General features: G+C 71.2%; 17 protein-coding genes. 12 read left to right on the forward strand and 5 right to left on the reverse strand.

Annotated features, from left to right (window positions below; genetic code table 11):
• Positions 1-5 precede the first annotated feature (5 nt).
• Positions 6-2,324: a lantibiotic dehydratase gene (locus tag ACIHFD_RS51550; protein WP_397373161.1), complete on the forward strand. Its 2,319-nt coding sequence runs from the start codon at positions 6-8 to the stop codon at positions 2,322-2,324.
• On the opposite strand, the gene ACIHFD_RS51555 is transcribed toward ACIHFD_RS51550, so the two are convergent.
• The 3 genes from ACIHFD_RS51555 to vioC are packed head-to-tail and all read right to left on the reverse strand — an operon-like array spanning position 2,321 to position 11,388.
• Positions 2,321-3,772 (reverse strand): amino acid adenylation domain-containing protein, encoded by a 1,452-nt coding sequence (locus tag ACIHFD_RS51555; RefSeq protein ID WP_397373162.1) that lies wholly within the window; start codon positions 3,770-3,772, stop codon positions 2,321-2,323. The genes ACIHFD_RS51550 and ACIHFD_RS51555 overlap by 4 nt on opposite strands.
• Positions 3,769-10,332, reverse strand: coding sequence for an amino acid adenylation domain-containing protein (locus ACIHFD_RS51560; protein ID WP_397373163.1), 6,564 nt, complete (start codon positions 10,330-10,332; stop codon positions 3,769-3,771). Before ACIHFD_RS51560 ends, ACIHFD_RS51555 begins: the two co-directional genes overlap by 4 nt.
• A 27-nt stretch (positions 10,333-10,359) precedes the next feature.
• Positions 10,360-11,388 carry an arginine beta-hydroxylase, Fe(II)/alpha-ketoglutarate-dependent gene (gene vioC / locus ACIHFD_RS51565; protein ID WP_355205833.1) on the reverse strand — a complete coding sequence of 343 codons (1,029 nt, stop codon included), beginning with the start codon at positions 11,386-11,388 and terminating at the stop codon, positions 10,360-10,362.
• Positions 11,389-11,524: 136 nt separating this feature from the next.
• On the opposite strand from vioC, the gene ACIHFD_RS51570 reads away from it, so the two are divergent.
• The 5 genes from ACIHFD_RS51570 to ACIHFD_RS51590 are packed head-to-tail and all read left to right on the forward strand — an operon-like array spanning position 11,525 to position 16,347.
• Positions 11,525-11,746: an MbtH family protein gene (locus tag ACIHFD_RS51570; RefSeq protein ID WP_355205830.1), complete on the forward strand. Its 222-nt coding sequence runs from the start codon at positions 11,525-11,527 to the stop codon at positions 11,744-11,746.
• Between the two features lie 8 nt (positions 11,747-11,754).
• Positions 11,755-13,584, forward strand: a complete 1,830-nt coding sequence (locus ACIHFD_RS51575) for an amino acid adenylation domain-containing protein (RefSeq protein WP_397373164.1) — start codon at positions 11,755-11,757, stop codon at positions 13,582-13,584.
• Complete coding sequence (locus ACIHFD_RS51580) at positions 13,568-14,824, forward strand: cytochrome P450 (RefSeq protein ID WP_397373165.1); 1,257 nt, start codon at positions 13,568-13,570, stop codon at positions 14,822-14,824. Before ACIHFD_RS51575 ends, ACIHFD_RS51580 begins: the two co-directional genes overlap by 17 nt.
• A 17-nt stretch (positions 14,825-14,841) precedes the next feature.
• Positions 14,842-15,582 (forward strand): thioesterase II family protein, encoded by a 741-nt coding sequence (locus ACIHFD_RS51585; protein WP_397373166.1) that lies wholly within the window; start codon positions 14,842-14,844, stop codon positions 15,580-15,582.
• A 24-nt stretch (positions 15,583-15,606) separates the two neighbouring features.
• Positions 15,607-16,347: a thioesterase II family protein gene (locus ACIHFD_RS51590; protein ID WP_397373167.1), complete on the forward strand. Its 741-nt coding sequence runs from the start codon at positions 15,607-15,609 to the stop codon at positions 16,345-16,347.
• Positions 16,348-16,381: 34 nt separating this feature from the next.
• Here the strand turns inward: ACIHFD_RS51590 and ACIHFD_RS51595 are convergent, their stop codons facing one another.
• On the reverse strand, positions 16,382-17,560 hold the full coding sequence (locus ACIHFD_RS51595; RefSeq protein ID WP_397373168.1) for a cytochrome P450: 1,179 nt from the start codon (positions 17,558-17,560) through the stop codon (positions 16,382-16,384).
• Positions 17,561-17,681: 121 nt separating this feature from the next.
• Here ACIHFD_RS51595 and ACIHFD_RS51600 point away from each other — a divergent pair, with 121 nt between their 5' ends.
• The gene (locus ACIHFD_RS51600; RefSeq protein WP_363983645.1) at positions 17,682-18,221 is read left to right on the forward strand and encodes a DinB family protein; all 540 of its coding nucleotides are present in this window, start codon (positions 17,682-17,684) and stop codon (positions 18,219-18,221) included.
• Between the two features lie 7 nt (positions 18,222-18,228).
• Here ACIHFD_RS51600 and ACIHFD_RS51605 read toward each other — a convergent pair whose 3' ends face one another.
• Positions 18,229-19,362, reverse strand: coding sequence for an aminotransferase class I/II-fold pyridoxal phosphate-dependent enzyme (locus tag ACIHFD_RS51605; RefSeq protein WP_350737241.1), 1,134 nt, complete (start codon positions 19,360-19,362; stop codon positions 18,229-18,231).
• A 149-nt stretch (positions 19,363-19,511) separates the two neighbouring features.
• Here ACIHFD_RS51605 and ACIHFD_RS51610 point away from each other — a divergent pair, with 149 nt between their 5' ends.
• The 5 genes from ACIHFD_RS51610 (at position 19,512) to ACIHFD_RS51630 (ending at position 25,200) form a co-directional block, all read left to right on the forward strand.
• Positions 19,512-20,648, forward strand: coding sequence for a winged helix DNA-binding domain-containing protein (locus tag ACIHFD_RS51610; protein WP_397373169.1), 1,137 nt, complete (start codon positions 19,512-19,514; stop codon positions 20,646-20,648).
• 52 nt (positions 20,649-20,700) lie between these two features.
• Positions 20,701-21,915, forward strand: a complete 1,215-nt coding sequence (locus ACIHFD_RS51615; protein WP_397373170.1) for a cytochrome P450 — start codon at positions 20,701-20,703, stop codon at positions 21,913-21,915.
• Between the two features lie 10 nt (positions 21,916-21,925).
• Complete coding sequence (locus ACIHFD_RS51620) at positions 21,926-23,029, forward strand: branched-chain amino acid aminotransferase (RefSeq protein ID WP_397373171.1); 1,104 nt, start codon at positions 21,926-21,928, stop codon at positions 23,027-23,029.
• 12 nt (positions 23,030-23,041) lie between these two features.
• Positions 23,042-24,298 (forward strand): aminotransferase, encoded by a 1,257-nt coding sequence (locus ACIHFD_RS51625; RefSeq protein ID WP_397373172.1) that lies wholly within the window; start codon positions 23,042-23,044, stop codon positions 24,296-24,298.
• A 380-nt stretch (positions 24,299-24,678) separates the two neighbouring features.
• Positions 24,679-25,200, forward strand: coding sequence for a response regulator transcription factor (locus tag ACIHFD_RS51630; RefSeq protein ID WP_350737254.1), 522 nt, complete (start codon positions 24,679-24,681; stop codon positions 25,198-25,200).
• The last annotated feature ends 173 nt before the right edge of the window (positions 25,201-25,373 follow it).

Raw genomic sequence — 25,373 nt, forward strand, 5'->3', positions numbered from 1 at the left:
GGACGATGACCCAGGAAACCGAGCACCACACGCCGCTCGGCGCGACAGGCTGGATGCTGTGGCGCGAATGCGCGCTGCGCAGCACGGGGTTCCCGGCCGCGTGGTTCGCCGAGCTGTGCGACGCCGAGCTGGCCGCCGCGGCGGACCACCTGGATGAGCGCGCTCCGGCCACCCAGCAGCAGTGGGAGAAGGTCTGGGCCGCCGCCACCGACCGGCTGACCGCCGTCATGCGCCGGGCGTCCACCGATCCCCTGTTCCGCGAGGCGGTGGCCTGGCAGAACCCGCAGGTCGTCCGCGTCTGCCTGGACAAGGTGGCCGCCGGTGAGCCTCGCTCGCACCGCGAGGGCCGCCGCCACGAGCTCACCATCACGACATACCTGCAGCGCTACTCCCTCAAGAACGACACCGTCGGCTTCTTCGGCCCGCTCGGCTGGGCCCGGATCGGCGCGGATGACACCGGCCTGGAAATGACTCCGGGGTCCGGGCTGCTGTCCCGGCGCACCGCCTACTTCGAGGGCTGGGCCATCGACGCCGTGGCGGAGACGCTCGCGGCACGTCCCGAGGTGTGGCCCTGGCTGCGTCCCACGACGGACGCGGCGGCGACGCTCACCGGAGGGGTGCTGCGGCTGCCGTTCCGCAAGCCGGTCCCGCTGCGGGCCGCCGAGCTGCGTGTCCTCGGACGCTGCGACGGCCGCCGCACCGTGCGCGACCTCGCGGGCGACCCGCCGGATCCGGCGATCGTCGCCGTCCTGCTACGGCTGTGCGAGCTCGGCGCGGTGCGCGTCGACCTGAACGGCAAGCTGGTCACCTGGCCCGAGCGGGAGCTGGCCGAGCGCATCGACCTGATCGCCGACGCCGCAGTACGCGCCCGCGCCCGGTCCTCGCTGGACGAGCTGGTCGGCGCGCGTGACGCCGTGTCGGCCGCGGCGGGCGACGCGGAGCGGCTCATGGCGGCGCAGGGTGAGCTGGCCGAGACGTTCGAGCGGATCACCGGCCGGCAGGCCACCCGCCGCTCCGGTGGCGTGTACGCCGGCCGTACCCTCGTCTATGAGGACACCGTCCGCGACCTCGACGTGCGGCTGGGACGGAGGGTGACCGACGCGCTGGCCGCGCCGCTCGGACTGGTGCTGGACAGCGCGAGGTGGCTGACCGATGCCGTCGCCGAGCGCTACGAGGCGCGGGCGCGCGAGTCGTTCGACCGCGAGACGGCCCGCACGGGCTCTGCCACGATGCCGCTGCTGCAACTGCTGACCTCGGTCATGCCGGAGCTGGGCAGGCTCACGCTGACGCCGGGGTCGGAGATCGTGGACGAGGTCGTGGAGGAGTTCCGGCGGCGCTGGCGGCGGGTGATCGAGCTGCCGCCGGAGGAGTTCGGCTCGACGCGGGAGCTCCGGTTCACCGCCGGGGAGCTCGCCGGCCGGGTGGCGGCCGAGTTCGCCACGGGCGTGCCGCGCTGGAGCGCCGCGCACTGGTTCTCGCCGGACCTCATGCTCCTCACCGCCGACGAGGACGCGCTGGCCCGCGGCGACGTGGACTTCGTGCTCGGCGAGCTGCACTGCTCGGCCAACACGCTGGAGAACAAGGTATTCGTCAACCAGCACCCGGACCCGCGCCGCCTGCACGAGGCCGCCGTCGCCAGCGGCCTGGACGAGCGCGTGGTGGTCGTCCCGCGCGCCGACTCGCCGCTGGCCACCACGCGGATGTCGCGCGCCGACGAGATGATGCTGTCCGGCTACACCTACCTGTGCATCGGCGCCGAGTCGTTCGAGCCGCCACCGGAGTCTCCGCTGGTCTCCGTGCTGGACCTGGTGGTGGAGCGGCGCGGGGACGACCTCGTCGTGCGGCATCGCTCCGGGCACGGCCGCGAGCACACGTTCACGGAGGCCGCGGGCGACCTGTTCAGCTCGCTGGTCGTCGACGCGTTCAAGCCGTTCGGCGGCGCGGCGCACAGCCCGCGCATCACCATCGACCGGCTGGTCGTCAACCGCGAGGCGTGGACGTTCCCGGCCGCCGACGTGGCCTGGGCCTTCGTCAAGGACGAGCGGCGGCGTTACGTGCAGGGACGACGCTGGCGCGCTCAGCATGGCCTGCCGGAACGCGGCTTCGTCCGGGTGCCGACCGAGCGCAAGCCGATGGCCGTGGACTTCAGGAGCCTGTCGCTGGTGAACCTGCTCGGCAAGTCCATCCGCCGTAGCGCCGAAACCGGGACCGGCACGGTCACGATCTCGGAGATGCTGCCGGACATCGACCGCCTGTGGCTGCGCGACGCCCGCGGCGCCCGTTACACCGCCGAGCTGCGCATCGTCGCGATGAAGCGCCCTTAGGGGTATGGCAGGGCAGCCCGGTCGACCTTGCCGGTGGTGGACAGCGGAATCGCCGGCAGGGTCTCGTACCGGGCGGGCACCATGTAGGCGGGCAACACCGTCCCGCACTCGTCCCGCACCAGCTCGGCGTCATAGCCGTCGCCCGCGACCACATAGGCGATCAGGAGATCCCCGAGCGTGCGATCGGCGACCAACCGCACCACCGCGTCCCGGACCCCCGTGCACCCGCGCAACACCGTCTCGATCTCCCCGAGCTCGACGCGCAGCCCGCGCAGCTTCACCTGCCGGTCGGCCCGCCCGAGGTACTGCAACTCGCCGTCACCTGTACGGCGGGCCAGATCCCCCGACCGGTACCAGCGAACGCCGTCCGCGACGACGAACCGCTCGGCCGTCAGGTCGTCACGGCCCAGGTAACCCGCGCCGACCCCGCCGCCGGACACCCACATCTCGCCGGCCTCGCCGTCCGGCACCGCCGCGCCGTACGCGTCGCGGAGCACGACGTCCAGATGCGGGAGCGGACGGCCGATCGGCGAGCGGTCGGGGCCCCGCAACGCCGTCTGGTCGAGCTCCTTGAAGGTGACGTGCACGGTGGTCTCGGTGATCCCGTACATGTTGACCACGACCGGCCTGCCGTCCTCGGGCAGCGCGTCCAGGAAGGCGGCGGTGACGTCCAGGTCCACGGCGTCCCCGCCGAAGATCACATAGCGCAGCGGCAGCGGCGGCCGTCCCGCGTCGGCGTGCGTCTCCACCAGCACGCGGAACACCGGCGGCACCTGGTTGAGCACGCTCACCCCCTCCCGGATGAGCAGCTCCAGGAACTCCACCGGGTCCACGGAGGTCTCGGCGTCCACGATCACCAGGGTCGCGCCCGTGGCCAGCGCCCCCCACAGCTCCCACACCGAGAAGTCGAAGTTGATCGAGTGGAACAGCGTCCACCGGTCGTCGGCCCCGACGTCGAACAGCGGCAGCGCGGCGTCGAGCAGGCTCAGCACGTTCGCGTGGGTGAGCACGCAGCCCTTCGGCCGCCCGGTGGAGCCGGAGGTGTAGATCACGTAGGCGAGATCGCCGGGGGTGAGCGCGGGCAGCCCGTCCGCCGGTGCCGGCTCGTGGCCCCAGACCGGCACGTCGCCGCCCACCGTGTGCCGAATCCCGGATTCGTCCACCATGAGCCGCAGCCGCTCGGCCGGATACCGCGGATCGAGCGGCACATACGCCGCGCCCGCCAGCATGATCCCGAGCACCGCCACCGGAACGTCGGCCGACCGGCTCACCCGCAGCCCCACCAGCTCCCCGCGCCGCACACCCCGGCGCACGAGCTCGGCGGCGAGCCCCCGGGCCGCGGCGTCCAGCTCCGCGTAGGTCAGGCGCTCCGCGCCGCAGACAACCGCGATCCGGTACGGCTGCCGCGCGCACACCTCCGCGAACAACGCGGGAAGCGAGTCGTTCACAGGAGCACCCCGTCACCCGTCACCAGCTCCGCCACCGACATCCCCGGCCGCGCGACGACCGCCCGCAGCAGCGTGAGGTAGCGATCCAGCATCCCGCGCACGGTCGCCGCGTCGAACAGATCCGTGCTGTACTCCAGCAACACCGTGATCGTCTCCTCACGCGGCCCGGAGCCCGCGTCCTGGAAGCGGTCCTCGGCATGCGGGATGATCACCGCGTTCAGGTCGAACTTGGCCGAGCGGTTGTGCGCGTTCAGCACCTCCAGGCGCACGTCGGGCAGCCGCAGTCTCGGCATCGGCGTGTCGAGGAAGCTGAACATCACCTGGAACAACGGTGTGTGGCTCAGGCTCCGCGCCGGTCGCAGGTGCTGGACGAGCTTCTCGAACGGCATGTCCTGGTGCGCGTACGCCTCCAGGCAGGTGTCACGGACCCGCTCCAGCAGCTCCGGGAAGGCCGGGTCCCCGGACAGGTCCACCCGCAGCAGAACGGTGTTGATCATCATGCCGAGCAGGTTCTCCAGCTCGGCCCGCTGCCGGTTGGCGATGCCGCTGCCGATGACGATGTCCTGCTGGCGGCTGTCGCCGTACAACAGCATCGCGAACGCCGCGAACATGGTCATGAACAGGGTGGCGTCGTGGTCCCGTCCGAGCTCGCGCAGTCGCCGCGCGAGGCCGTCCTCGATGACCAGGACCTCCTCACCGCCGCGCAACGTCGGCTCGGCGGGCCTGGGCCGGTCGGTGGTGAGTTTCAGCAGGGGCGGCGCGCCGTCGAGCCGGCCGCGCCAGAAGTCCAGCAGGGTCGTCAGCCGCTCCCCCGCGATCGCGCGGCGCTGCCAGTGCGCGAAGTCGGCGTACTGGACGGGCAGCTCGGGCAGGCGTGGCTCGCGGCCGGTGGCGTGCGCCTCGTACAGCTCCAGGAAGTCGCGCAGGAACACCCCTTGTGCCCACCCGTCGTGGATCATGTGGTGCTCCACGACGACCAGCACGTACTCCTCGGCCGCCAGCCGGACCAGGGACACGCGGAGCAGCGGGCCCTCCGCCAGGTCGAACGGCTCCTGTCCCGCGGCCAGGATGTAGTCGCGGATCCAGGCGTCGCGCTCGTGCTCGGGCAGCCCGGTCCGGTCGAGCGTGGTCACCGGGATGCCGCGTGGCTCGTGCACGTGCTGCACCGGCTCGCCGTCGAAGTCGGGGAAGGTCGTGCGGAGGATCTCGTGCCTGACCTCCAGGTCGGCCAGCGCCCGGGTGACCGTCTCCAGGTTCACCTTGCCGAACAGGCGCATGGCCCGGGGGACGTTGTAATTGGTGCTGTCCGGCTCGACCTGCTGCAGGAACCAGATGCGTTCCTGGACGAACGACAGGGGCAGCGGCTGGTCCCGCGGGGCGGGCGGCACCGGCCCGGACCGGGTGGGCGCGGCGCCGGGAAGGCGGGCCGCGAGGGCGGCGAGCGTGGGCGACTCGAAGACCGCGCGCAACGGCAGGTCCAGCCCGAGGGTGTCGGCCACGCGGGCCAGCACCTTGGTGGCCTGCAGCGAGTGGCCGCCGAGCGCGAAGAAGTCGTCGTGCCGCCCCACCTCCGGCACTCCCAGCACCTCGCGCCAGATCTCCGCCAGCGCGCGCTCCTCCGGCGTCCGCGGCGGCTCGGCCGGGCCCTCCCGCACGGGGGTGGGATCGGCCATGGGCAGCCCGGCGTAGTCGATCTTGCCGTTGACGGTCCGGGGAAGCGCGGCCAAGAGGACGTAGTGGGCCGGGACCATGTACCCGGGGAGGACGGCGCGCAGAGACGCGCGCAGTTCCTCGGCGGGCAGTTCCTCGGCGGGCAGTTCCTCGGCGGGCAGGGCAGGCGTCACGTAGGCGATCAGGTGCGCTCGCAGGGTCACCGCCGCGTCGGCGACGCCGGGCAGGCGGCGCAGCGCCGACTCGATCTCGCCGAGCTCGACGCGGTAGCCGTTCAGCTTGATCTGGCGGTCGGCGCGGGCCACGAACGCCAGCGAGCCGTCCGGCAGGTGCCTGACCAGGTCGCCCGTCCGGTACAGCCGCCCGCCCGCGGGGCCGAACGGATCGGCCACGAACCTCTCCGCCGTCAGCGCCGGCCGATCGAGGTAGCCGTGGGCCAGTCCGATGCCACCCAGATACAGCTCACCCACCACTCCGGCCCGCACCGGCCGGCACGCCTCGTCGAGCACGTAGGCGCGGGTGTTCGCGATCGGACGGCCGATGGAGGCCGCGGCGCCCGTCAGCTCGCCGGACGTGGCCACGATCGTGGCCTCCGTGGGCCCGTAGGTGTTGACCAGCCGCACCCGGTCGCCGGCCCGTCCCCGCCAGGCCGCGACCCGGTCCGGCAGCGCGCGCTCGCCACCGATGATGACGAGCCTCAGGGTTTCCGGCAGTACGGCTTCGCCGTCCTCCAGCGCTCCCACCAGGTCGTGCCAGAACGCGGTCGGCAGATCGAGCACGGTCACCGCCTCCGCCGCGCAGGCCCGCAGGAACCCGGCCGGGTCGGCCAGCATGCGGTCCGTGCGCAGGACCAGGCAGGCGCCCTGAGCCAGGGCGGGGTAGATCTCCTCGGCGCTGGCGTCGAACCCGATCGAGGCGAACTGGAGGATCCGGTCGGCCGGGCTGATCCCGTACATCCCGGCGGCGTGCAGCGTGTGATTGGTCAGGGCCGCGTGCGGGACCGCCACCCCCTTCGGCGTCCCCGTCGAGCCTGAGGTGTAGATCACGTATGCCGTGTCGGAGGGCTTCATCCGTGGCGGCGTCGTCGGCTGCCGCCGGATCTCCGGCCGGTCCGCGTCGAGCAGGATCACCGGAGCTTCCGGCAGCTTGTCTCTCAGGGCATGCTCGCTCAGCACGCTCTTCACGGAGGCGTCGGCGAAGGCGGTGGCGACCCGCTCCGGGGGGTTGAGGGGATCGAGCGGGACATAGGTCGCACCCGCCTTGACGACCGCGAGCAGCGCCTCGACCATGGCCGGCCCCTTGTCCAGATATATCCCCACCCGTGTTCCTGGGCTGACCCCTCTCTCGCCGAGCAGGTGCGCGAGCTGGTTGGCGCGCTCGTCCAGCTCCCGATAGGAGACCCGCTCGCCGCCCGCCACGACGGCCATCGCGTCCGGTGTCCGGGCGGCCTGCCGTTCGAACAGCTCCGCCACGGTCGTGCTCGTGTCCACGGCGCGATCCGTGGCGTTCCACTCCCGCAGGACCCGCACGCGCTCGGCCCCCGTCGCGGGCAGCAGCGTGCCGAGCCGGGTCTCCGGATCGTCGGCGGCGGCCTCCAGCAGCGTCAGGAAGGTCTCCGCGAACCGCTCCGCTCCCGGGCCGTCGAACACGCTGGTCCGGTATCGGAGCAGGCCGCGGACCTCGCCGTCGATCTCGGACAGCGACACCTCCACGTCGAACGCGCTCTCCCGGGGTTCGACCGGCAGCGACTCGGCCACCAGACCGCCGCCGAAGGCTCTGCGCACCCCCGCGTGGCCGAGCAGCACCGCGGGGAAGCGCGCCAGGTCGGCGGCGTTCGGCTGGTTGAACACGAACATCGTCTGGAACAACCCGCGGCGCGCGTGCCGCTCGGCCAGGAGCGCGCTGGGCAGGTTCTGGTGCTCGATCGCGCCGATGACCTGGCTTCTGGTCTCCTTCAGCAGGTGCCGGAAGGTGAGCCGTCCGTCGGCGCGGCTTCTGATCGGCACCGGGTTCATGAGGTAGCCGACGATCTCCGCGAAACCCGGTCCGGTGCGGGCGGCCACCGGCGTGCCGACCACGATGTCGTCCTGGCCCGTCAGCCGGTGCAGCAGTGCCTGGAAACCGGCGAGCAGCAGCACGTTCAGCGTGACGCCTTCTTCCGCCGCGCGTCGCTTCAGCCTGCCGATCAGCGCGCTGTCGATCCTGAAATGCCGGGCCTGACCGCGATCCGATGCGTTGTCCGCGTTCCACGACGCGAGCTCCAGCGGAGGAGCGCCTTCGCCGATCCGCCGGCTCCAGTAGCGATCCAGCTCACGTCCGGCCGGGCCGGAGAGCAGCGCGTCCTGCCACGCGAGCACGTCCATGACTTCCGCGCCGGGCGGTGCGAGCTCGGCGGGCGGGCCGCCCGCCCGTTCCGTGTACAGCGCCGCGAGCTCACGGCCGAGGATCATCGTCGACCAGAAGTCCGTCACGATATGGTGCGCCGTCACCAGGACCACGTGCTCGTCGCTCGCGCGCCGGTACAGGCGCAGTCGCACGAGCGGGCCGGAGGCGAGGTCGAACGGCCGGTGGGCGTCCTCGGCCAGCCGCGCCCGCAGCGCCTCGTCGTCGAGCCCGTCCGCCTCGACGTGCTCGAAGGCTCCCGGCAGGTGCGGCAGGGCCACCCGTACGGGCTCGCCGTCCCTGCCGGTGAAGGCCGCCCGCAGCGCGTCGTGCCGGGACACGAGCGCGTCGAAGGCAGCCCGCAGCGCGAGCGGGTCGAGCGGGCCGCTCAGCCGGAACGCCGCCACCGTGGTGTGCGCGGTGCTCTCCGGCGCCAACTGCTGCAGGAACCACAGGGTGCGCTGGCCGGGGGTGAGCCGCGTCGTCGTCTCGGGTGCCGCCGGTGCCGTGGTGTGCGGGTCCGGCACGGCCTCGCCGTCCGCGGACGCGGCGATCCGGGTGGCGACCTCGGACAGCGCGGCGCCGCTGAGGATGTCGGCAAGAGGCAGGCGCAACCCCAGCTCGGTCTCCACGTCCTGCTGGAGCTGCTGCGCGCCCAGCGAGTCCAGCCCGGCGGCCAGCAGCGGCAGGTCCGGCGTCAGGTCGTCGGCGGGCACGGCGCAGAGGGCGGCGAGCCGGGCGCGCAGGTAGTCCTGGACGGCCCCGGCCCGCCGGTCGCCGGGCATGGCGAGCAGCGCCTCCCGGGTGAGACCGGCGGCGGACACGTCCATCGCGTCGGGGTCGCTTTCGCTTCTGCCGATCTCGGGCAGCTCACCTGCCAGCAGTCGCTGACGGCAGGCGTCACGCCGTACCTTGCCGCTGGTGGTCTTGGGCAGAGCGCCGGCAGGGATGACCACGACCAGGCCGGCGCTCACCCCGTGCTCCTCCGCGACCCGGTGGCGGATCGAGCGGGAGACGGCGGCCATGTCCACGTCACCGGCGTCCCTGGCGAGCTCGTACACCAGGGCCGGCCGGTCTTCGACGAGGAAGGCGGCGACCCCGCCGGGACGCACGGCGGGGTGGGCCCGCTCGGCGGTGGCCTCGAGGTCCTGGGGGTAGTGGTTGCGGCCCCGGATGATGATCAGGTCCTTGATCCGGCCGGTGACCACGAGCTCGCCGTCGCGCAGGAAGCCGAGGTCGCCGCTCCGGAGGTAGCCCGGACCAGCGGCGAGCTTCGCCTGGAAGACCTCGCGGCTCAGGTCGGGACGGCCCCAGTAGCCTCCTGCCACGCTGGGGCCGCGTACCCAGATCTCGCCGACCTGACCGGGCGGGCAGGGGCGGCAGGTGCCGGGGTCGACGATCTCGACGCTCTGGTCGGGTGCGCTTCGGCCGCTGCTGACCCGGTCGTCTACGGAGTCGTCCACGGAGTCGTCCACGGTGGAGGCGAAGCCGCCGGTGACGATGAGCGTGGCCTCGGCGAGGCCGTAACAGGGGAAGAAGGACTCCTTGGAGAAACCGGCGGGTGCGAAGGCGTCGGCGAAGCGTTCGAGGGTGGCGCGGCGGATGGGTTCGGCGCCGTTGAAGGCGACCCGCCATGAGCTGAGGTCCAGGCGGTCCCGCTCGCTCGCCGTGGTCTTGCGCACGCACAGGTCGTAGGCGAAGTTGGGGCCGCCGCTGACCGTCACGCCCACCCGCGACAGCGTCTCCAGCCAGCTCAGCGGCCGCCGCAGGAAGTCGAGGGGAGACATGAGCCAGACGGGGAAGCCTGCGTAGAGCGGCTGGAGGAGACCGCCGATCAGGCCCATGTCGTGGTAGGGAGGCAGCCAGCTCATGCCGCGGCTGTCCTCGGTGGTGCCGAAGAACTCGTGGATGAGCCGGGAGTTGTGCAGCAGGTTGCCGTGGGAGAGGATCACGCCTTTGGGCTCGGCGGTGGAGCCGGAGGTGTACTGCAGCACGGCGGTGGAGGAAGCGGTCGCCTCGGGCGGCCGCCATTCGGCGGCGTCCGAGGCAGGTGCGTCGGTGGCGATCCAGGCCGGTTGCCCGGGCAGGCTGCCGGCCAGGGGCAGCAGTGGCGTGACCGTGAGCGCCGCGCGAGGATCGGCGTCCGTGACGGTGGCGATCAGGCGCGGCAGCGTGCGGTCCAGCCGGAGCGGGTCGGGAGGGAACGTGGGGACGGCGACCACGCCGGCGTACAGGCAGCCGAAGAACGCCGCGAGGAAGTCGGCGCCGGGCGGGTAGAGCAGCAGCGCCCGATCACCCTCGGCCAGGCCCGCCCGCCGCAGCCGGACCGCGATCGCGCGGGCCCGGAGGTCCAGCTCGCCGTAGGTGAGGGGGGTTTCGGCACCGTCCTCGGCGAGGAAGACGTGACCGACCTGCTCGGGCCGGCGGGCAGCCCGCCACCGGAGCAGCCACGCCAGCGTCTCCACCTCGGCGACCGTGCGAACGTTGGGGAAGTCTCCTCTGGTCACTGGCCCTTTTACCTCCGCGGCGCGGGTTCAGTAGATGATGCGGTTGTCGGCAGCCGGCCGCCATGCGCGAGAGCCGCGAAGGTTGCGGGTGATGTTGAGGCGCTTGAGCCAGCGGTCGGACCCGTCGTAGCGAGGACGGAAGGACTTGCGTCCGTGCACGGCCCGGAAGTTGTCGATGAACACACAGTCGCCGGGACGCAGGCTGACGTCCTTCATGTTGGCTTCGATCTGGTCGCACAACCCCTGGAAGGCGCGTAGCGACGCCTCGGACCAGCCCTCGGTCTTCATGTGGTACGGGTCGAGCGCCATGTACGGCTGAGCGCGGTCGCCGAACAGGACGGGCCGCCTGACCGGATCGTCGTTCCAGGACTGGATGAGCGCGAAGCTCCTGGCCCGGAGCCGGTCGATGGTCGGGTCGCCGGTGGACTCGGTGGCGTTCTGCGGCAGGTGCGAGTTGTCGGGCATCTGCGTGAACTCGGCGGCGAACAACGTCTCGACGTCGATGGCCGGCCAGTCGAGGTCGGCGGCGTCGCAGACCATGGTCTCGACGGCGTCGGGGTTCTTCAGGCACATGAGCGCCACGTAGTCGCCCCGGCAGGGGTGGAAGGCGTCCTCGGTGTGCCAGGACAGGTGCTGCAGGCTGTTGGAGCCGATCTCGTAGTGCTCGTGGCCCTTGATGGGGAGCACGTCGTGCATGATCCGGCCGTCCTGCTGGGTGGCCCAGCCGAACACGTCGCCGAGCACGGAGCCGCACAGGAGGAAGAACACCTCCTGGGGGAAGGCCGGGGAGTCGTACTGGCTGTCGCGCCAGTGTTCGGGGGTGTGCCCGAGCTGCGCCTCGTCGACGTCGAGCCCGGAGATCACGCACAGGGCCGAGGGTTCCCCGATCCGGTACTCCTCCAGGAACTCCAGCACGTGGACCGGCAAGGACCGGGCGAGCACCGGCGCCCGGCGGATCAGCTCGGGGTTCTCGACCGTGTCATAGGCCTTGGCGATCTCGGCGATCATCGGGGACAGCTCCGCGTTGTCCTCCGGTGTCAGCGTCAAACGGCGCACCGCGGTTCCCTTCCATGTCGGTGACATTCCGGAGTGTAGGAGCCATCCGCGTCCCGCATGGGTCCCCGTTAGAGGGGACATCCGGGCGAGCGGCGTCCTCGTTAGCTTTGCTGGTGGAGCGTAAGGAGAGGACTTCATGAACCCGTTCGATGACCCCGATGGCAGCTTCACGGTGCTCGTCAACGACGAGGACCAGCACTCGCTGTGGCCGGCGGCGCTGGACGTCCCCGCCGGGTGGCGGGTCGTGCACGGCGAGGACACGCGGCAGGCGTGCCTGGACTACATCGAGGCCAACTGGACGGACCTGCGCCCGCGCAGCGCCCGTCGCGAGCACCTCGCGAGTACCGCTCACGAGTAGGAGTGGCGATGACCGACGCAGGAGCACCGCGATGCATCCACGAGATGGTGGCCGAGCAGGTCGCACGCACGCCTGACCGGATCGCGGTCAGTTTCCGCGGCAGCACCCTGACCTTCCGCCGGCTCGACGAGGCCGCGGAGGCTCTGGCGTCGCGCCTGCGAACGGCCGGGGTCGGCAGCGGATCGGTGGTCGCGGTGGTCCTGGGCCGCACGCCGGAGCTCATCGTCACCTTGTACGCGATCCTCAAGGCGGGCGGCGCCTACCTCTATCTCGACCCGGCGGAGCCGTCCGGCCAGCGGGAGCAGATCGTGTGCGACGCGCGGGCCCGGTTCGCCGTCGTCGGCTCGCGCTTCGGTGAGCAGGCGCCGGACGTGGAGCACATCCTCTACGTCGAGCCCGAGATGACCGAGGCGAGCGCACCTGAGCCGGCCGGAACGGCGCAGCCGCTCCACCCCGACACTCCCGTCTACGTCTGCTACACCTCCGGCTCCACCGGCGAGCCCAAGGGCGTCGTCGTCCCCCACCGCGCGGTCTGGCGGCTGATCAACGCTCCCGGCTGGATCGACGTCCGCGACGACGACGTCTTCCTGCAACTGACCCGGGTCGGCTTCGACGTCTCCACCTTCGAGATCTGGATGCCGCTGGTGAAGGGGTGCAGGCTGGCGCTCGCACCGACCGGGCACGCCGACCTCGAGGAGATCGTGGCGACGCTCCGCGACGAAGGCGTCAGCGTCTTGTGGCTGACGACCGGCCTGTTCCACAAGATCGTCACCCATCACCTCGACGGGCTGTCCGGCATCCGCCACCTGCTGGCCGGAGGCGACGTGCTGTCCCCCGCGCACGTCCAGCGGGTGATGGCCGCCTACCCGGATCTGATCTTCACCAACGGCTACGGCCCGACGGAGAACACCACGTTCAGCACGTGCTGGACCACCCGCGACAGCGGCGACGCGACGCGCGTGCCGATCGGCGTGCCCATCGACGGCAGCACCGGCAGGGTCCTGGACGAACAGCTGCACGAGGTCCCCCACGGGGACGTCGGCGAGTTGTGGGTCGGCGGCGACGGCGTCGCCACCGGCTACCTCAACCGGCCCGGCGCGACGGCCGAGCGCTTCGTCGCCGACCCCGACCCGTCCAGGCCGCCGGGCAGCCGCATGTACCGCACCGGCGACCTGTCGCGCTGGACCGAGGACGGCGTGCTGGACTTCCTCGGCCGCTCCGACCGGCAGGTCAAGATCCGCGGCTACCGGGTCGAGCTGAGCACGGTGGAGATGGAGCTGCTCAGGCAGCCGGGCGTCGAGCAGGCCGCCGTCCTCACCCGTACGAACGGGGCCGGTGACACCCGCCTGATCGCCTACGTGGCCGTGGGTGACATGGATCCGGCCGAGTGGACCTCCTTCGGTACGGCGCTGCGGGAGAAACTCATCGCGACCGTCGCCGCCCACCTGGTGCCGTGGGCGGTGATCGTGGTGAGGGACATCCCGCTCAACCCGAACGGCAAGGTGAACCGCTCGGCGCTGCCCACCGAGAAGATCCCCCGCAACGTCTGGAACGACTACGTCGAGCCGGACCGCCCGGTCGAGCGCCGCCTGGCCGAGATCTGGAGCGACGCGCTGGACGTCGAGCCGATCGGGGTGGACGACAACTTCTTCGACCTGGGCGGGCACTCGCTGCTCGCCGCCGAGCTGCTGTCCGCGCTCCAGGCCGAGTTCGACGTCAACCTGCCGGCCCGCATCCTCTACCTGCGGCCGACGATCGCCGCCCTCGCCGAGGAACTGCTCCTGAGGCAGGAGCCCGGCACGACCAGGAAGGAGAGCGCGGATGCAGGGACCCAGTAGCACCGGCGAGCAGGCCGCGCCCGGCTGCCCAGTCAGCACCGCCGCGCGAGGGCTGGCCGACCCGATGCTCTACGCCGATCTCGACTTCCGCTTCCGCGAGAAGTGGGCGGACCTGCGGAACCAAGACCACCTGGACTGGGAGCAGATCGACGAGCGGAACGGGTTCTGGTCGGTCGTGAAATACCACGACGTCGACCGGGTGCTGCGCGACGCCCAGACGTTCACCTCCGAACGCGGCACACTGCTCAACATCCTCGGCGTCGAGGACCCGGCGGGCGGCAGGCAGATCGCCGCGACCGACCCGCCCCGGCACACGATCATGCGGGCCCGCCTGCAGAAGGCGCTGGCCATCAAGTCCATCGAGGCGCAGCAGGACCTGATCCGCGACCTGGTCCTGGAGGTGATCTCCCCGCTCGCCGACGGTGGTCCGTTCGACTTCGCCGAGGCCATGTTGGCCCTGCCGGTCGCGGTGGGCGGCGAGTCCATGGGCCTCCCCCGGGCCGACTGGCCCTGGCTCGGCCAGCTGCTCAACGCCTCGATCGCCGCCGAGGATCCGGAGTACCGGGTGCCCGGCGGCGCGCAGGCCACCCTGGACCAGGCGCACCGCGAGTTGTTCGCCTATTTCCAGGACATCTACAAGGAGCGCCGCCGCAACCTCGGCGACGACCTCATCAGCATCCTGATCACCACCGAGGTCGACGGGCGCACCATGTCGCCCGGCGAGGTCATGTCCAACTGCTACAGCGTGCTGCTGGGCGCCGTGGTCACCACCCCGCACTCGCCGAACTACATGATGACCGAGCACATAGGCGACGGCCTGCTGGACCGGTGGGCGGCCGATCTGAGCGTCACCCCCACCGCGGTCGAGGAGGGCCTGCGCCTCGGCTCCCCGGTCAGCCACTTCATGAGGTACGCCGTCCAGGACACCGAGGTGCGCGGCACCAGGATCAAGGCCGGTCAGGCGGTGGTCTCCTGGCTCGGCGCGGCCAACCGCGACCCGGAGGTCTTCCCGGACGCCGAGACGTTCGACCTGCGCCGCAAGCCCAACAAGCACCTCGCCTTCGGGATCGGCCCGCATTACTGCGTCGGCCACACCGTCGCCCGGGTCACCCTGCGCATCCTGTTCAACCAGCTGCTGTCGCGCTTCACCGCCTTCGAGCCGGCCGGCGAGCCCGTCCGCCTGCACTCCAACTTCATCTCCGGCTTCAAGCACCTGCCGATCACCGCTAAGACGCTCTGACTCCCGGAGGGCCGCTCATGGCAAACCGCCCGAAGCGCCGCAACCCATGGCTGCCGCACGAGCCGTCGGCCACGGCGACCGGCCGGGTCTTCCTGATCCCGTACTCGGGCTGTGGCGCCAGCATGTACCGCCAGTGGCCGCGGCGGCGCGGCGGTGTCGAGTTCCTGCCCGTCGAACTGCCCGGCCACGAGACCCGCTTCGCCGAGCCGAACTTCGAGACCTACCAGGAGCTCGCCAAGAGCATGGTGATCGGGCTCGAGGACCATCTCGACGTGCCGTTCGGCTTCTTCGGCCACTGCGGGTCCGCTCTGGCGGCCTACGAGGTGTCGGCCGAGCTGATCAGGAGCGGCATGCCCGCGCCCGCCCGGGTCTACGTCTCCTCGGAGGTGGCCCCGCAGGACGGGCCCGCCGGGCGGTTCCTGTCCATGGACGACGCCGGGCTCGGCGCCGAGCTGGAGAAGTTGATCACCCAGCTCGGGGGGAAGCCCAGCGCGGAGCTCATCGAGCTCTACCTGGAGGTGTTACGGGCCGACGTCGAGACCAACAAACGGTACGTGATGCCGGAGCCGTACCGGCTGTCGTGCCCGATCACGGCGATCGGCTGGACCGAGGACGACGAGATCCCGTTCTCCACCATGGGCGGATGGGGGGAGTGCGGCGAGACGGCCTCCGTGCTCCTCGACGGCCGCCACCACCGCTTCATCGAGGCGCCCGAGGATCTGCTGGACGTGATGTGCTCAGGGCTGAGCGCAGCGTAAGGACGGGTAGGAAAGGACGGGCAGGTGCGGCACGGCGACCCCCGCTGGCTCAAGCGTTTCGGGCGTGGCACGCCCGCCGAGGTCCAGTTGCTCTGTTTCCACCACGCCGGTGGCAGCGCGGCGATGTACCGGCACTGGCCGCAGCTCGTGCCGAGCTACGTCGAGCCGATCGCGGTGCAGCTTCCCGGCCGGGCCGACCGGTTCGCCGAGCCGCCGTTCGATCGGATGGCGCCGCTCGTGGACGAGCTGATCGCGGTGATCAAGCCCTTGCTCGACCGTCCGTTCGCCTGCTACGGCGTCAGCATGGGCGCGCGGGTGGCCTGGGCGCTCGCGCACGAGCTGCGGGAACGCGCGCTGCCGCTGCCGCGCGTGTTGTTCGTCGCGGCCAGCATCGCCCCCTGCCTGGACGACGGCACCTGGGCGTGGGAAGACCGCGAGGACGGCCTGGAGGGCTACGTGCGCGAGATGGGCGGCACGCCGGCGGAGGTGCTGGCCGAGCCCGAGCTGCTCGCGGGCCTGCTGCCCACGCTGGGTGCCGACCTCACCGTGCTCAGCACGCACGGCTTCCACCCGGACAAGCCGCTGGAGGTGCCGATCCGCGCCTTCGCCGGCACCGAGGACATCGAGTCGCCGCCGCCGCGGATGGACGGCTGGCGCGTGGAGACAACGGCGCGTTTCGACCTCGACCCGGTGCCCGGCGGGCACTTCTTCGACTCCGCCGGCGAGCAGCAGGTGATCAGGACCATCAGCCACGACCTCGCCTGAGCGGTACGGCCTGGCCCGGGCCGTACCGCTCGGCTCAGGTACGAGGGGTCACCACGCAGGGCAGCGAGGTGAACCCGCACTGGTGCGGCGAGTGTGACCGCCGGGCGTTGGCCAGGTCGATCTCGTACGAGGAGATCAACGCCCCGATCTCCTCCAGCGCGATCCGCATCTCCAGCCTGGCCAGCGCGGCCCCGAGGCAGTGGTGCGGCCCGTGCCCGAAGCTGATCATCCGTTTGGTCTCGCGGTCCAGGTCGAAGGTGTCCGGGTCGGGGAACACCCGCCGGTCCCGGTTGGCCGAGGCGGGCAGCAGCGCGATCCGGGCGCCCTTGGGCATCCGGACGCCGTGCATGACGGTGTCCTCGGTCAGCACGCGCGCCACCATCTGGCTGGAGGAGTCGTAGCGCAGCGTCTCGGCGGCCCAGTCGTCGGCCCGCCCGTCGAGCCCCGCCCGCTGCACGTCGGGCCGGAGCCAGCCGTGGTACCACGCGTTGCCGAGCGTCTTGCCGGTGGACTCGTTGCCCGCGCCGATCATCACGAACAGGAAGGCGACGATCTGCGCGTCGGTGAGCCTGGCGCCGCCGACCTCCGCCGCGATCATGGCCGAGGTCAGGTCGTCGCCGGGCCGGCGGCGCAGCGAGGTCACCAGGACGACGAAGCGGCTCGCCAGGCGCAGGGCGGCCATGGCCGAGTCCGGGCTGCGCCCGTCCGAGCCGTCCACGTGGTGGTTGAGCAGGTCGGTGTCGGCGCGGACCGCGTCCCACTCGTCGGCGGGGAAGCCGAGCATCTCGCAGAGGACGTCGTTCGGCAGCGCCGCGGCGTAGTCGGCGCAGAAGTCGAACGTCGGCTCGTCCCACAGCCGCTCCAGCCGGGCGCGGGCCAGCTCGCGGATGCGGGGTTCGAGCGCGGCCATGCGGCGGGGGGTGAACGCCGAGGCCACCAGCCCTCGATAGAGGCCGTGCTCGGGAGGGTCCATGGACAGGAACAGGCTCGTCTTCTTCGCCTGCGGCCCCCACAACTCCGGCTCCAGCGAGATGCCGTGGCTGTTGGAGAAAAGGTGCGGCTCGCGCAGCGCGGCGTGGACGTCGGCGTGGCGTGACAGCGCCCAGAAGTCGCGCTCCTCGTTGCGATAGACCGGCGCGTGCTCACGCATCCACGCGTAGACGGGATGCGGATCCTCCTGCACCTTGAAGTCGAACGGATCGTAATGCGGCATCAACACTCCACTGCTGCTCACGGCGACTGTACGGCGGGGCCACGCGCTCGTCGCGTCCCCGGAACCTGGGGCCTGGCGAGTCGTGACCGGTGGAGGGCCCCAGTGGCTACACTCGCTGCCCATGACAGACATGGACGAGCACGATCGGCCGTGGCCGCCCGTCGCAGGCGACGAGACCGCGACCCTCCTGGGTTTCCTCGACTACCAGCGCGCGACGCTGGCCTGGAAGTGCCGGGGCCTGGACACCGCGGGCCTGACGGCGACGGTCGGCGCCTCGTCGATGACGCTGGGCGGGCTGCTCAAGCACCTGGCCTACGTGGAGGACGACTGGTTCTCCCGAGCGCTGCACGGCCGGGACCGCTCCGCTCCGTGGAACACCGTGGACTGGCGCGCCGACCAGGACTGGGAGTGGCACTCCGCCGCCGGCGACACCCCGGACGAGCTGTTCGCGCTGTGGCAGAAGGCCGTGGACCACTCCCGCGAGGCGGTCGCCGAGGCGCTGGAGGACGGCGGGCTGGACCGCCCGGCCCAGCGCGCCTGGCCCAACGGCCAGGCGCCGAGCCTGCGCTGGATCGTGGTCCACATGATCGAGGAGTACGCACGCCACAACGGTCACGCCGACCTCCTCCGGGAGTCGGTGGACGGGGAGACGGGAGAGTAACCGGGGTTCACGGCTTTCGCGCGGACATCTCCGTGTACGACTGGACCAGTGTCCGCGCCGCCGACTCCACCGTGTCGTACGGGCGCGCCAGGGACACCCGGATGAACCGGAGACCACTGTCCGAGTCGGCCCAGTGGAACGGCGCGCACGGCAGCACGTGCACCCCGCGCCCGACCATGTCCTTGTACAACAGCGACGAGTCCGGCCCGTGGGAAGGCAGCTCGATCCGCGCGACGCTGATCTGCGAGGCGGGGTCGGCCAGCCGCAGATCGACCTCGCCGATCGTCTCCCTGAGCACCGTCCGGTTGCGCGTCACCAGGTCGCGGGCGCGCTCGTAGCCGCCGTTCACCCAGTCGCCGGCGAGGTTCGCGATGAGCAGCAGGACCACCGGCGAGGCGGACAGCAGCGACTCGGAGAACGCCCGGTCGATGGGCAGCTTCGTCCGCGCGCTGTAGGCCAGCAGCCCGATCTTGAGTTCGTGCGTCGGCCACAGCTTGCCGGTGTCCTCGATCACGATCCAGTCGGCGCCCGCCTCGTCGAGGACGGCGTAGGTGTCGTACTGCGCGTCGCGCACCTGCCCGCGGAAGCTGGCGTCCACGATGATGATCTGGCCGTGCCGTACGGCGTGCTCGGCGAGCGAGCGCAGATGGCCTTCGGGGGTGACCAGCCCCGTCGGGTTGTTCGGGTGCGTCACCACGATGGCGCCGACCGGCGGCCCCGGCCAGCTCATGTCGAGCAGCTCCTCCTCCGCCAGGGGCACCAGCTTCAGCCCGCGGGTGACGAGCAGGTCGGCGATGTTGTCGAAGGTGGGGTGCAGCACGGCGACGGTCGACCCGGCGGGCAGCGCCCGCGCCACGATGTCGGTGGCGAGCGTCGAGGAGTAGCAGCTCAGGATGCGACCGGTGCCGACCGGGGCGCTGTGCTGCCCGATCGCCTTCAGGAACGTGGCGTGCGCCTCGCGTTCGATGTCGGGGAATGGACGGCGGGACGCTTCGGCGAACATCTCCGGGATCCGGGCGACGATGGCCGCCTGCTGCTCGGAGAGGACCAGCCTCGCGTGACCGTCGGTTAGGTTGAGGCCGCCATCGACGTCGGTCAGCGCGTCGACTTCCATCGTGGTGAGGTTGCCAACCTCGATCATCTGTGGCCCTCCCAGCGGCATGACATGGGGCTTCGCGGCATATGCCGCCGCAGCGGCAGCCTAGGTCGAGCCACGGTCGCGCACCTGTCCCCTCTACTGGGGACCTCCGGGGGATCTGCCCGGGAGACGGGGGCTGAGAGAATCCGGGCATGAAGCTCACCGCGCGGGCACTCAACCGGGCCACACTCGATCGGCAGCTCCTGCTGCGGAGGGAGCCGCTGGAGGTGGCCGAGGCGGTGCGCCGCGTGATGGCGTTGCAGGCGCAGCAGGCGGCCTCGCCGTATGTCGCGCTGTGGAACCGCGTCGCCGACCTGGACCTCGCCGACCTCGACGCCGCCTTCTCGAGCTACACGGTCGTGCGGGGGACGATGATGCGGATGACGCTGCACGCCGTGCACGTCGACGACTATCCGGCCTTCCGCGACGCCATCGAGCCGACCATGTACGCCACCCATCTGAACGGCCGCTTCACGCCGCGCGGCCTCACCGTCGAGGCGGGGCGGATCCTGGTCAGGGACCTGCTGGAGTTCGCCACTGAGCCGCGGACCGTGGAGGAGATGAAGGACTGGCTGGAGCCACGCCTCGGCGAGCTGTCGGCGGCGGGGGTGTGGGCGATCCTGCGCTCGTACACGCCGCTGCTGCGGGTGCCGACCGGCGGGTCGTGGTCGTTCACCACGCGGGTGTCGTGCGTGGCCTCCTCACCTCGGCCCACGCTCGACCTGGACGCCTCGGCCGAGGCCCTGCGGGTGCTGACGCGGCGTTACCTGGAGGCGTTCGGACCGGCGTCGGTGGCGGACGTCGCCCAGTTCGCGCTCGTCCAGCAGGCCCGGGTCAAGGTCGCGCTGCGTGCCATGGACGGCGAGGTCGAGCAGTTCGAAGGCCCCGGCGGCAAGGTGATGTGGGACCTGCGGGGCGCGTCCCGCCCGCCCGAGGACGTCCCGGCGCCGCCCCGGCTGATGGCCATGTGGGACAACACGCTGCTCGCGCACGTGGAGCGCGACCGCCTGCTCCCGCCGGCCTACCGCAAGCTCGTCATCCGCGCCAACGGCGACGTGCTGCCCACGCTGCTCGTCGACGGCTACGTCGCCGGGGTGTGGCGGCCGGCCGAAGGAGGGATCGAGGCGGCGGCGTTCCATCCGCTGCCGGACGAGGCGTGGGACGGGCTCGCGGCCGAGGCGAAGGCCCTGGTGGCCCTGCTGGCCGGGCGCGAGCCGCACCCGTATCGCCGCTACGACCGCTGGTGGGAGAAGCTTCCCGACCTGGAGACCACGCTGCTTCCGGGGTAGCCCCTGGTTCGCGTGACAGGCGACACGGGCGACATGTCCGTACGTTCCGAATATGCGCAACCTGGCACCGGGTGAGCTCGTCTACGACCCGTTCTCGTACCGGATCCACGAGGACCCGTATCCGGTGTTCGCCTGGATGCGCGAGCACGCGCCGCTCTACCACAACGCCGAGCGGGACTTCTGGGCGCTGTCCCGCTACGAGGACGTCCTGCCCGCGCTGCGGAACCCGGGGCTGTTCTCCAGCCGTAACGGCATCTCCCTGGAGCCGGATCTGTGGGGGCAGGCCGCGGTCAAGACCAGTTTCTTCCTCGCCATGGACCCTCCCGACCACGGTGCGATGCGCCGCCTGCTGGGCAACACGTTCAAGCCCCGGTGGGTGGCGGCGCTGGAGCCCCGGATACGGGAGCTGACGCGGGCCAGGCTGGCGCCCGCACGGGACGGCGGGGTCTTCGACTTCGCGGACTTCGCGGCAGCCGTACCGAACGACGTCATGTGCGAGGTCGTCGGCATACCGGCGGCGGACCGGGACCGGATCCGCGCCGACAACGACCTGCTCAACCACTGCGAGGACGGCACCGACGAGAGGTCGGGCGAGACCATCGGCGCGGGGCTGCGCCTCGCCGTCTACTACGTGAACCTGATCGCGCAGCGGCGCAGGCGGCCGGGTGACGACCTCACCTCGATGATGATCGAGGCGCGGGTCGGCGGGAGGCCTCTGACCGACTCGCAGCTCGTGGCCTTCCTCTTCCTGCTCGTCAGCGCGGGCAACGACTCGACCGGCAAGCTGATCGGCAACGCCTGGTATCACGGGTGGCGCCTTCCCGACGTCGGCCGCGCGGGCCTGAACGGGCGGGCCCCGGACTGGGGGGCGGAGACGCTCCGCTACGACTCGCCCAGCCAGATGACGGGCAGGACGCTCACCGAGGACAGCGTCATCCACGGCGTCCGGCTGGCCGAAGGCGCCAGGATCGCGTTGCTGCCCGCTTCCGCCAACCGCGACGGGCGGGTCTTCCCCGAACCGGACACCTTCGACCTGGACCGCGACACGAGCAGGCACATCGCCTTCGGCCACGGCCCGCACTTCTGCCTCGGCGCGGCGCTGGCCCAGCTCGAGATCGCGGTCGTGCTGCAGGAGGTCGGCGCCGTGGTGTCGGACTACGACCTCGACCTGTCCGCCGCCCGGCGCGTCCACTCGCCGCACCAGCGCGGGTTCGCCTCGCTGCCCTCCGAGCTCACCCTCCGCCCCAAACCGTCGCCCGCCGTCTGAGGAGCACCCCATGTCGATCTCTTTCGAGATCCGTCCCAGCGACCACCCCGTGCCGGCCGCGGAACGGCAGGCCGTGCTGGCCGCGCCGGGGTTCGGCGAGCATTTCACCGACCACATGGCCACGCTGCGCTGGACGACCGAGCAGGGCTGGCATGACGCCCGCGTGGAGCCGTACGCGCCGCTGAGCCTCGATCCGGCGACCGTGGTCTTCCACTACGCGCAGGAGTTCTTCGAGGGGATGAAGGCGTACAGGCAGGACAGCGGGGCGATCGTGATGTTCCGGCCGAGGCGGAACGCCGCCCGGTTCAACCGGACGGCGCGCCGGCTGGCGGCGCCCGAGCTGCCCGAGGACGTCTTCATCAGGATGCTGGAGCTGCTGGTCACCCAGGAGCGGGACTGGGTGCCGTCGGGCGACGGCAACAGCCTCTACCTGCGCCCGTTCGTGATCGCGACCCAGCGCGGTCTCGGCTTCACGCTGCCCTCGCGCAGCTACCTGCTGTGCGCCATCGCCTCCCCGGCGAGCTATCTCGGCGGCGGAGGAACGCCGAGGCCGCTCACGGTGTGGTTGTCGGAGGACTACACGCGCGCCGCTCCCGGTGGCACCGGCGACGTCAAGGCGGCCTGCAATTACGCTCCCGCGCTCGCCGCCCAGCAGGCGGCCGTGGCGCGGGGCTGCGACCAGGTGGTCTGGCTGGACGCCGCCGAGCACGTCTGGGTCGAGGAGATGGGCGGGATGAACCTGTTCTTCGTCTACGCCACTGAGGACGGCCGGCGCCGGATCATGACGCCCGCGCTGACCGGGACGCTGCTGCCGGGGGTGACCCGCGACTCGCTGCTCCACCTCGCGCCCACGCTCGGCATCGACGTCGAGGAGGGCAGGATCTCGGTCGATCAGTGGCGCGCGCAGTGCGCGTCCGGCGAGCTCGTCGAGGTGTTCGCCTGCGGCACGGCGGCCACGGTGATCCCGGTCGGCGCGGTCAGGAGCACCTCGGGTGACTGGCTCGTCGGCGACGGCGGAGTGGGGCCGGTCACGCTCAGGTTGCGCCAGAGCCTCATGGACATCCAGTACGGCCGCACCCCCGACCCTTTCGCCTGGATTCACAAGGTTTGTTGATATACGGGATCAATGTCCCCTGAAGGAGGGAATGGTGTTGTCACGCGGTGCTCGGGATGCTCAGTGCCATACGAAGGGAGCATTCACTTGCGACTGAGTCCGAGGACGGTGCGCCAGATCGACTCGCCGTTCGGCGAGGCACGCGAGTTGGAAAATCAGCGCCGCAGGGAACGCGACCTGCTCGACCTCTCTCAGGCGGCTCCGTGTTATCCGGCCGCTCCGGCCGTGGTCGAGCACATCGCCGCCATCGCGCGAGATCCCCACGGCGGGGACTACACCGATATCGCCGGGTTGCCGCACCTGCGCGAGGCATTCGCCGCCGACCTCTCCCGAAGTTATCTGAGCCACGTGCGCGCGGAGCAGATCGTCATCACGGCGGGCTGCAACCAGGCCTTCTGCCTCGTGGTGTCCGCGCTGGCGGAGGCGGGCGACGAAGTGGTGCTGGCGGTGCCGTATTACCCGAACCACGACATGTGGCTGCGCCTGAACGGCATCCGGCCGGTCTACCTGGAGCCCGGCCCGGATCTCCTGCCGAGCCCGGAGACGGCCGAGGCGCTGATCACCCCGCGGACCCGGGCGATCGTCCTGGTGACTCCGGGCAACCCCAGCGGGGTGACGGCCGGCCCCGAGGCGATCGAGCGCCTGGCGGAGGTGGCCAGGCGGCATGACATGGCGCTGATCCTCGACGAGACCTACCGCTCCTTCCGCGACACCGCCGAACCGGCGCACCGGCTCCTGTCCGACCCCCAATGGGAGCAGACGGTGGTGAGCCTGCACAGTTTCTCGAAGGACTACGCCATTCCCGGCTACCGGGTGGGGGCTCTGGTCGCCTCACCGCTGCTCAACCGCGAGGTGATGAAGCTGCTCGACTGCGTGGCGATCTGCGCGCCGCGCATCGGACAGGAGGCCGCCTGGGCGGGCCTGACGCTGGCCCAGGAGTGGAAGCTCGCGCGGGCGCGCGAGATGGAGGAGAAGCGGCGGCGCTTCGCCGCCGTGATGGCGGAGCGGCCGGGCGGCTTCGAGCTGGTCTCCGCCGGGGGCTTTTACGGGTGGATACGCCATCCGTTCGCCGGGCGCCCCACCGAGGAGGTCGTCCGGGACCTGGCGATCACGTATGACACGCTCGTCATTCCCGGTACGGCATTTCTCCCTGAAGATGGTCGGATGCTGCGGGCAAGTTTTAGCAATGTGGATCAGGAATCGTTCACTGATTTCGCCGGTCGCTTGACTGCCGCGGGAATGTCGTACATGACCATACCTGCGAATTGATCACATTTACCTAGATCCCGAATTCATCCAGAAGTGCAGGCCGCGGCGGACCTTATCATCTCCGCCGCGGCACTGCCTATAGCCCTTATCGGGCCAGCTCCAGGTCGACTCCGAGAATTACCGAACGGCGCGGAATCATCACTGGACGTGAAATTCGATAGGCACGCCGAGAGGTTGACATCGACGAGAAAACGGCTTAGAAAAGGCTGGTAAGGTGAAAAGCGAGTCAAGAAGTATATTTCCTCGCTTGTAATGGAAATCCATGATGATGCCCGGCCGGCGGGATGTACGGGGGCCCCGTGATCAGAATCGACGTCCTTATCAGTTCGCCAATCTTCCTCGCTGGGCTCGTCCAGGCTCTGACAAGTGCCGGTATTCAGGTGGTCGCGGAGAGATCCTCTCCCGACGAAGAACCCTCCTGGATAGCGGACGCCGCGTTAATCGACGTGGACGCGCTGCCGCTGTCCGACAATCTCGCCTACATCAGGGAAGTCGCCAAGCGCACCGAAGTACTGGTTCTGAACGACGGGGACGACACCGACAGCTACCTGCACGCGGGAGCGTCGGGTGTCATCGGCAAGCGGGCGACGGCCGAGCGCGTGGTCTCGGCGGTGCGGGCCGTGGCGTCCGGCTCCCGCTTCGTTCCCGTCGAGTGCGAAGTACGGCCCATGCTCGAACGCCACGAGGCGCCCGGCTACCACCTCTCCGAGCGGGAGGAGCAGGTGCTCCGCCAGATCTCCAGGGGCCTGACGCACGGGCAGATCGCCACGCGGCTCGGCATCAGCCCCCACACGGTCGACACCTACGTCAAACGGATCAGGACCAAGCTCGGCGTGGGCAACAAGGCCGAGCTCACCCGCGCGGCCCTGCTGGGCCGTCTGGTCGGTAGCGAGAACGGATGAGCCGAGAACGACCACGTGAAGAACCTCGCGGCGGTCCGCGACAGCTCGGCACTCCGAAAGTGAGCACTCGACGCGGGGGGGGGGGGGGGGGGGGGGGGGGGGCCGGCGGCGGGGGGGGGGGGGGGGGCGCCCCCCCCCCCCCCCCCCGCCCCACGCCCCCCCCCCCCCCCCCC

It is taken from the genome of Nonomuraea sp. NPDC051941 (genome assembly GCF_044593615.1).

Bases quoted from the DNA above. Each gene is read 5' to 3' on its own strand.
- ACIHFD_RS51550 (WP_397373161.1), top strand. From the start codon at position 6: ATGACCCAGGAAACCGAGCACCACACGCCGCTCGGCGCGACAGGCTGG.
- ACIHFD_RS51570 (WP_355205830.1), top strand. From the start codon at position 11,525: ATGAACCCGTTCGATGACCCCGATGGCAGCTTCACGGTGCTCGTCAAC.
- ACIHFD_RS51575 (WP_397373164.1), top strand. From the start codon at position 11,755: ATGACCGACGCAGGAGCACCGCGATGCATCCACGAGATGGTGGCCGAG.
- ACIHFD_RS51580 (WP_397373165.1), top strand. From the start codon at position 13,568: ATGCAGGGACCCAGTAGCACCGGCGAGCAGGCCGCGCCCGGCTGCCCA.
- ACIHFD_RS51585 (WP_397373166.1), top strand. From the start codon at position 14,842: ATGGCAAACCGCCCGAAGCGCCGCAACCCATGGCTGCCGCACGAGCCG.
- ACIHFD_RS51595 (WP_397373168.1), bottom strand. From the start codon at position 17,560: ATGCCGCATTACGATCCGTTCGACTTCAAGGTGCAGGAGGATCCGCAT.
- ACIHFD_RS51600 (WP_363983645.1), top strand. From the start codon at position 17,682: ATGACAGACATGGACGAGCACGATCGGCCGTGGCCGCCCGTCGCAGGC.
- ACIHFD_RS51605 (WP_350737241.1), bottom strand. From the start codon at position 19,362: ATGATCGAGGTTGGCAACCTCACCACGATGGAAGTCGACGCGCTGACC.
- ACIHFD_RS51610 (WP_397373169.1), top strand. From the start codon at position 19,512: ATGAAGCTCACCGCGCGGGCACTCAACCGGGCCACACTCGATCGGCAG.
- ACIHFD_RS51615 (WP_397373170.1), top strand. From the start codon at position 20,701: ATGCGCAACCTGGCACCGGGTGAGCTCGTCTACGACCCGTTCTCGTAC.
- ACIHFD_RS51620 (WP_397373171.1), top strand. From the start codon at position 21,926: ATGTCGATCTCTTTCGAGATCCGTCCCAGCGACCACCCCGTGCCGGCC.
- ACIHFD_RS51625 (WP_397373172.1), top strand. From the start codon at position 23,042: ATGTCCCCTGAAGGAGGGAATGGTGTTGTCACGCGGTGCTCGGGATGC.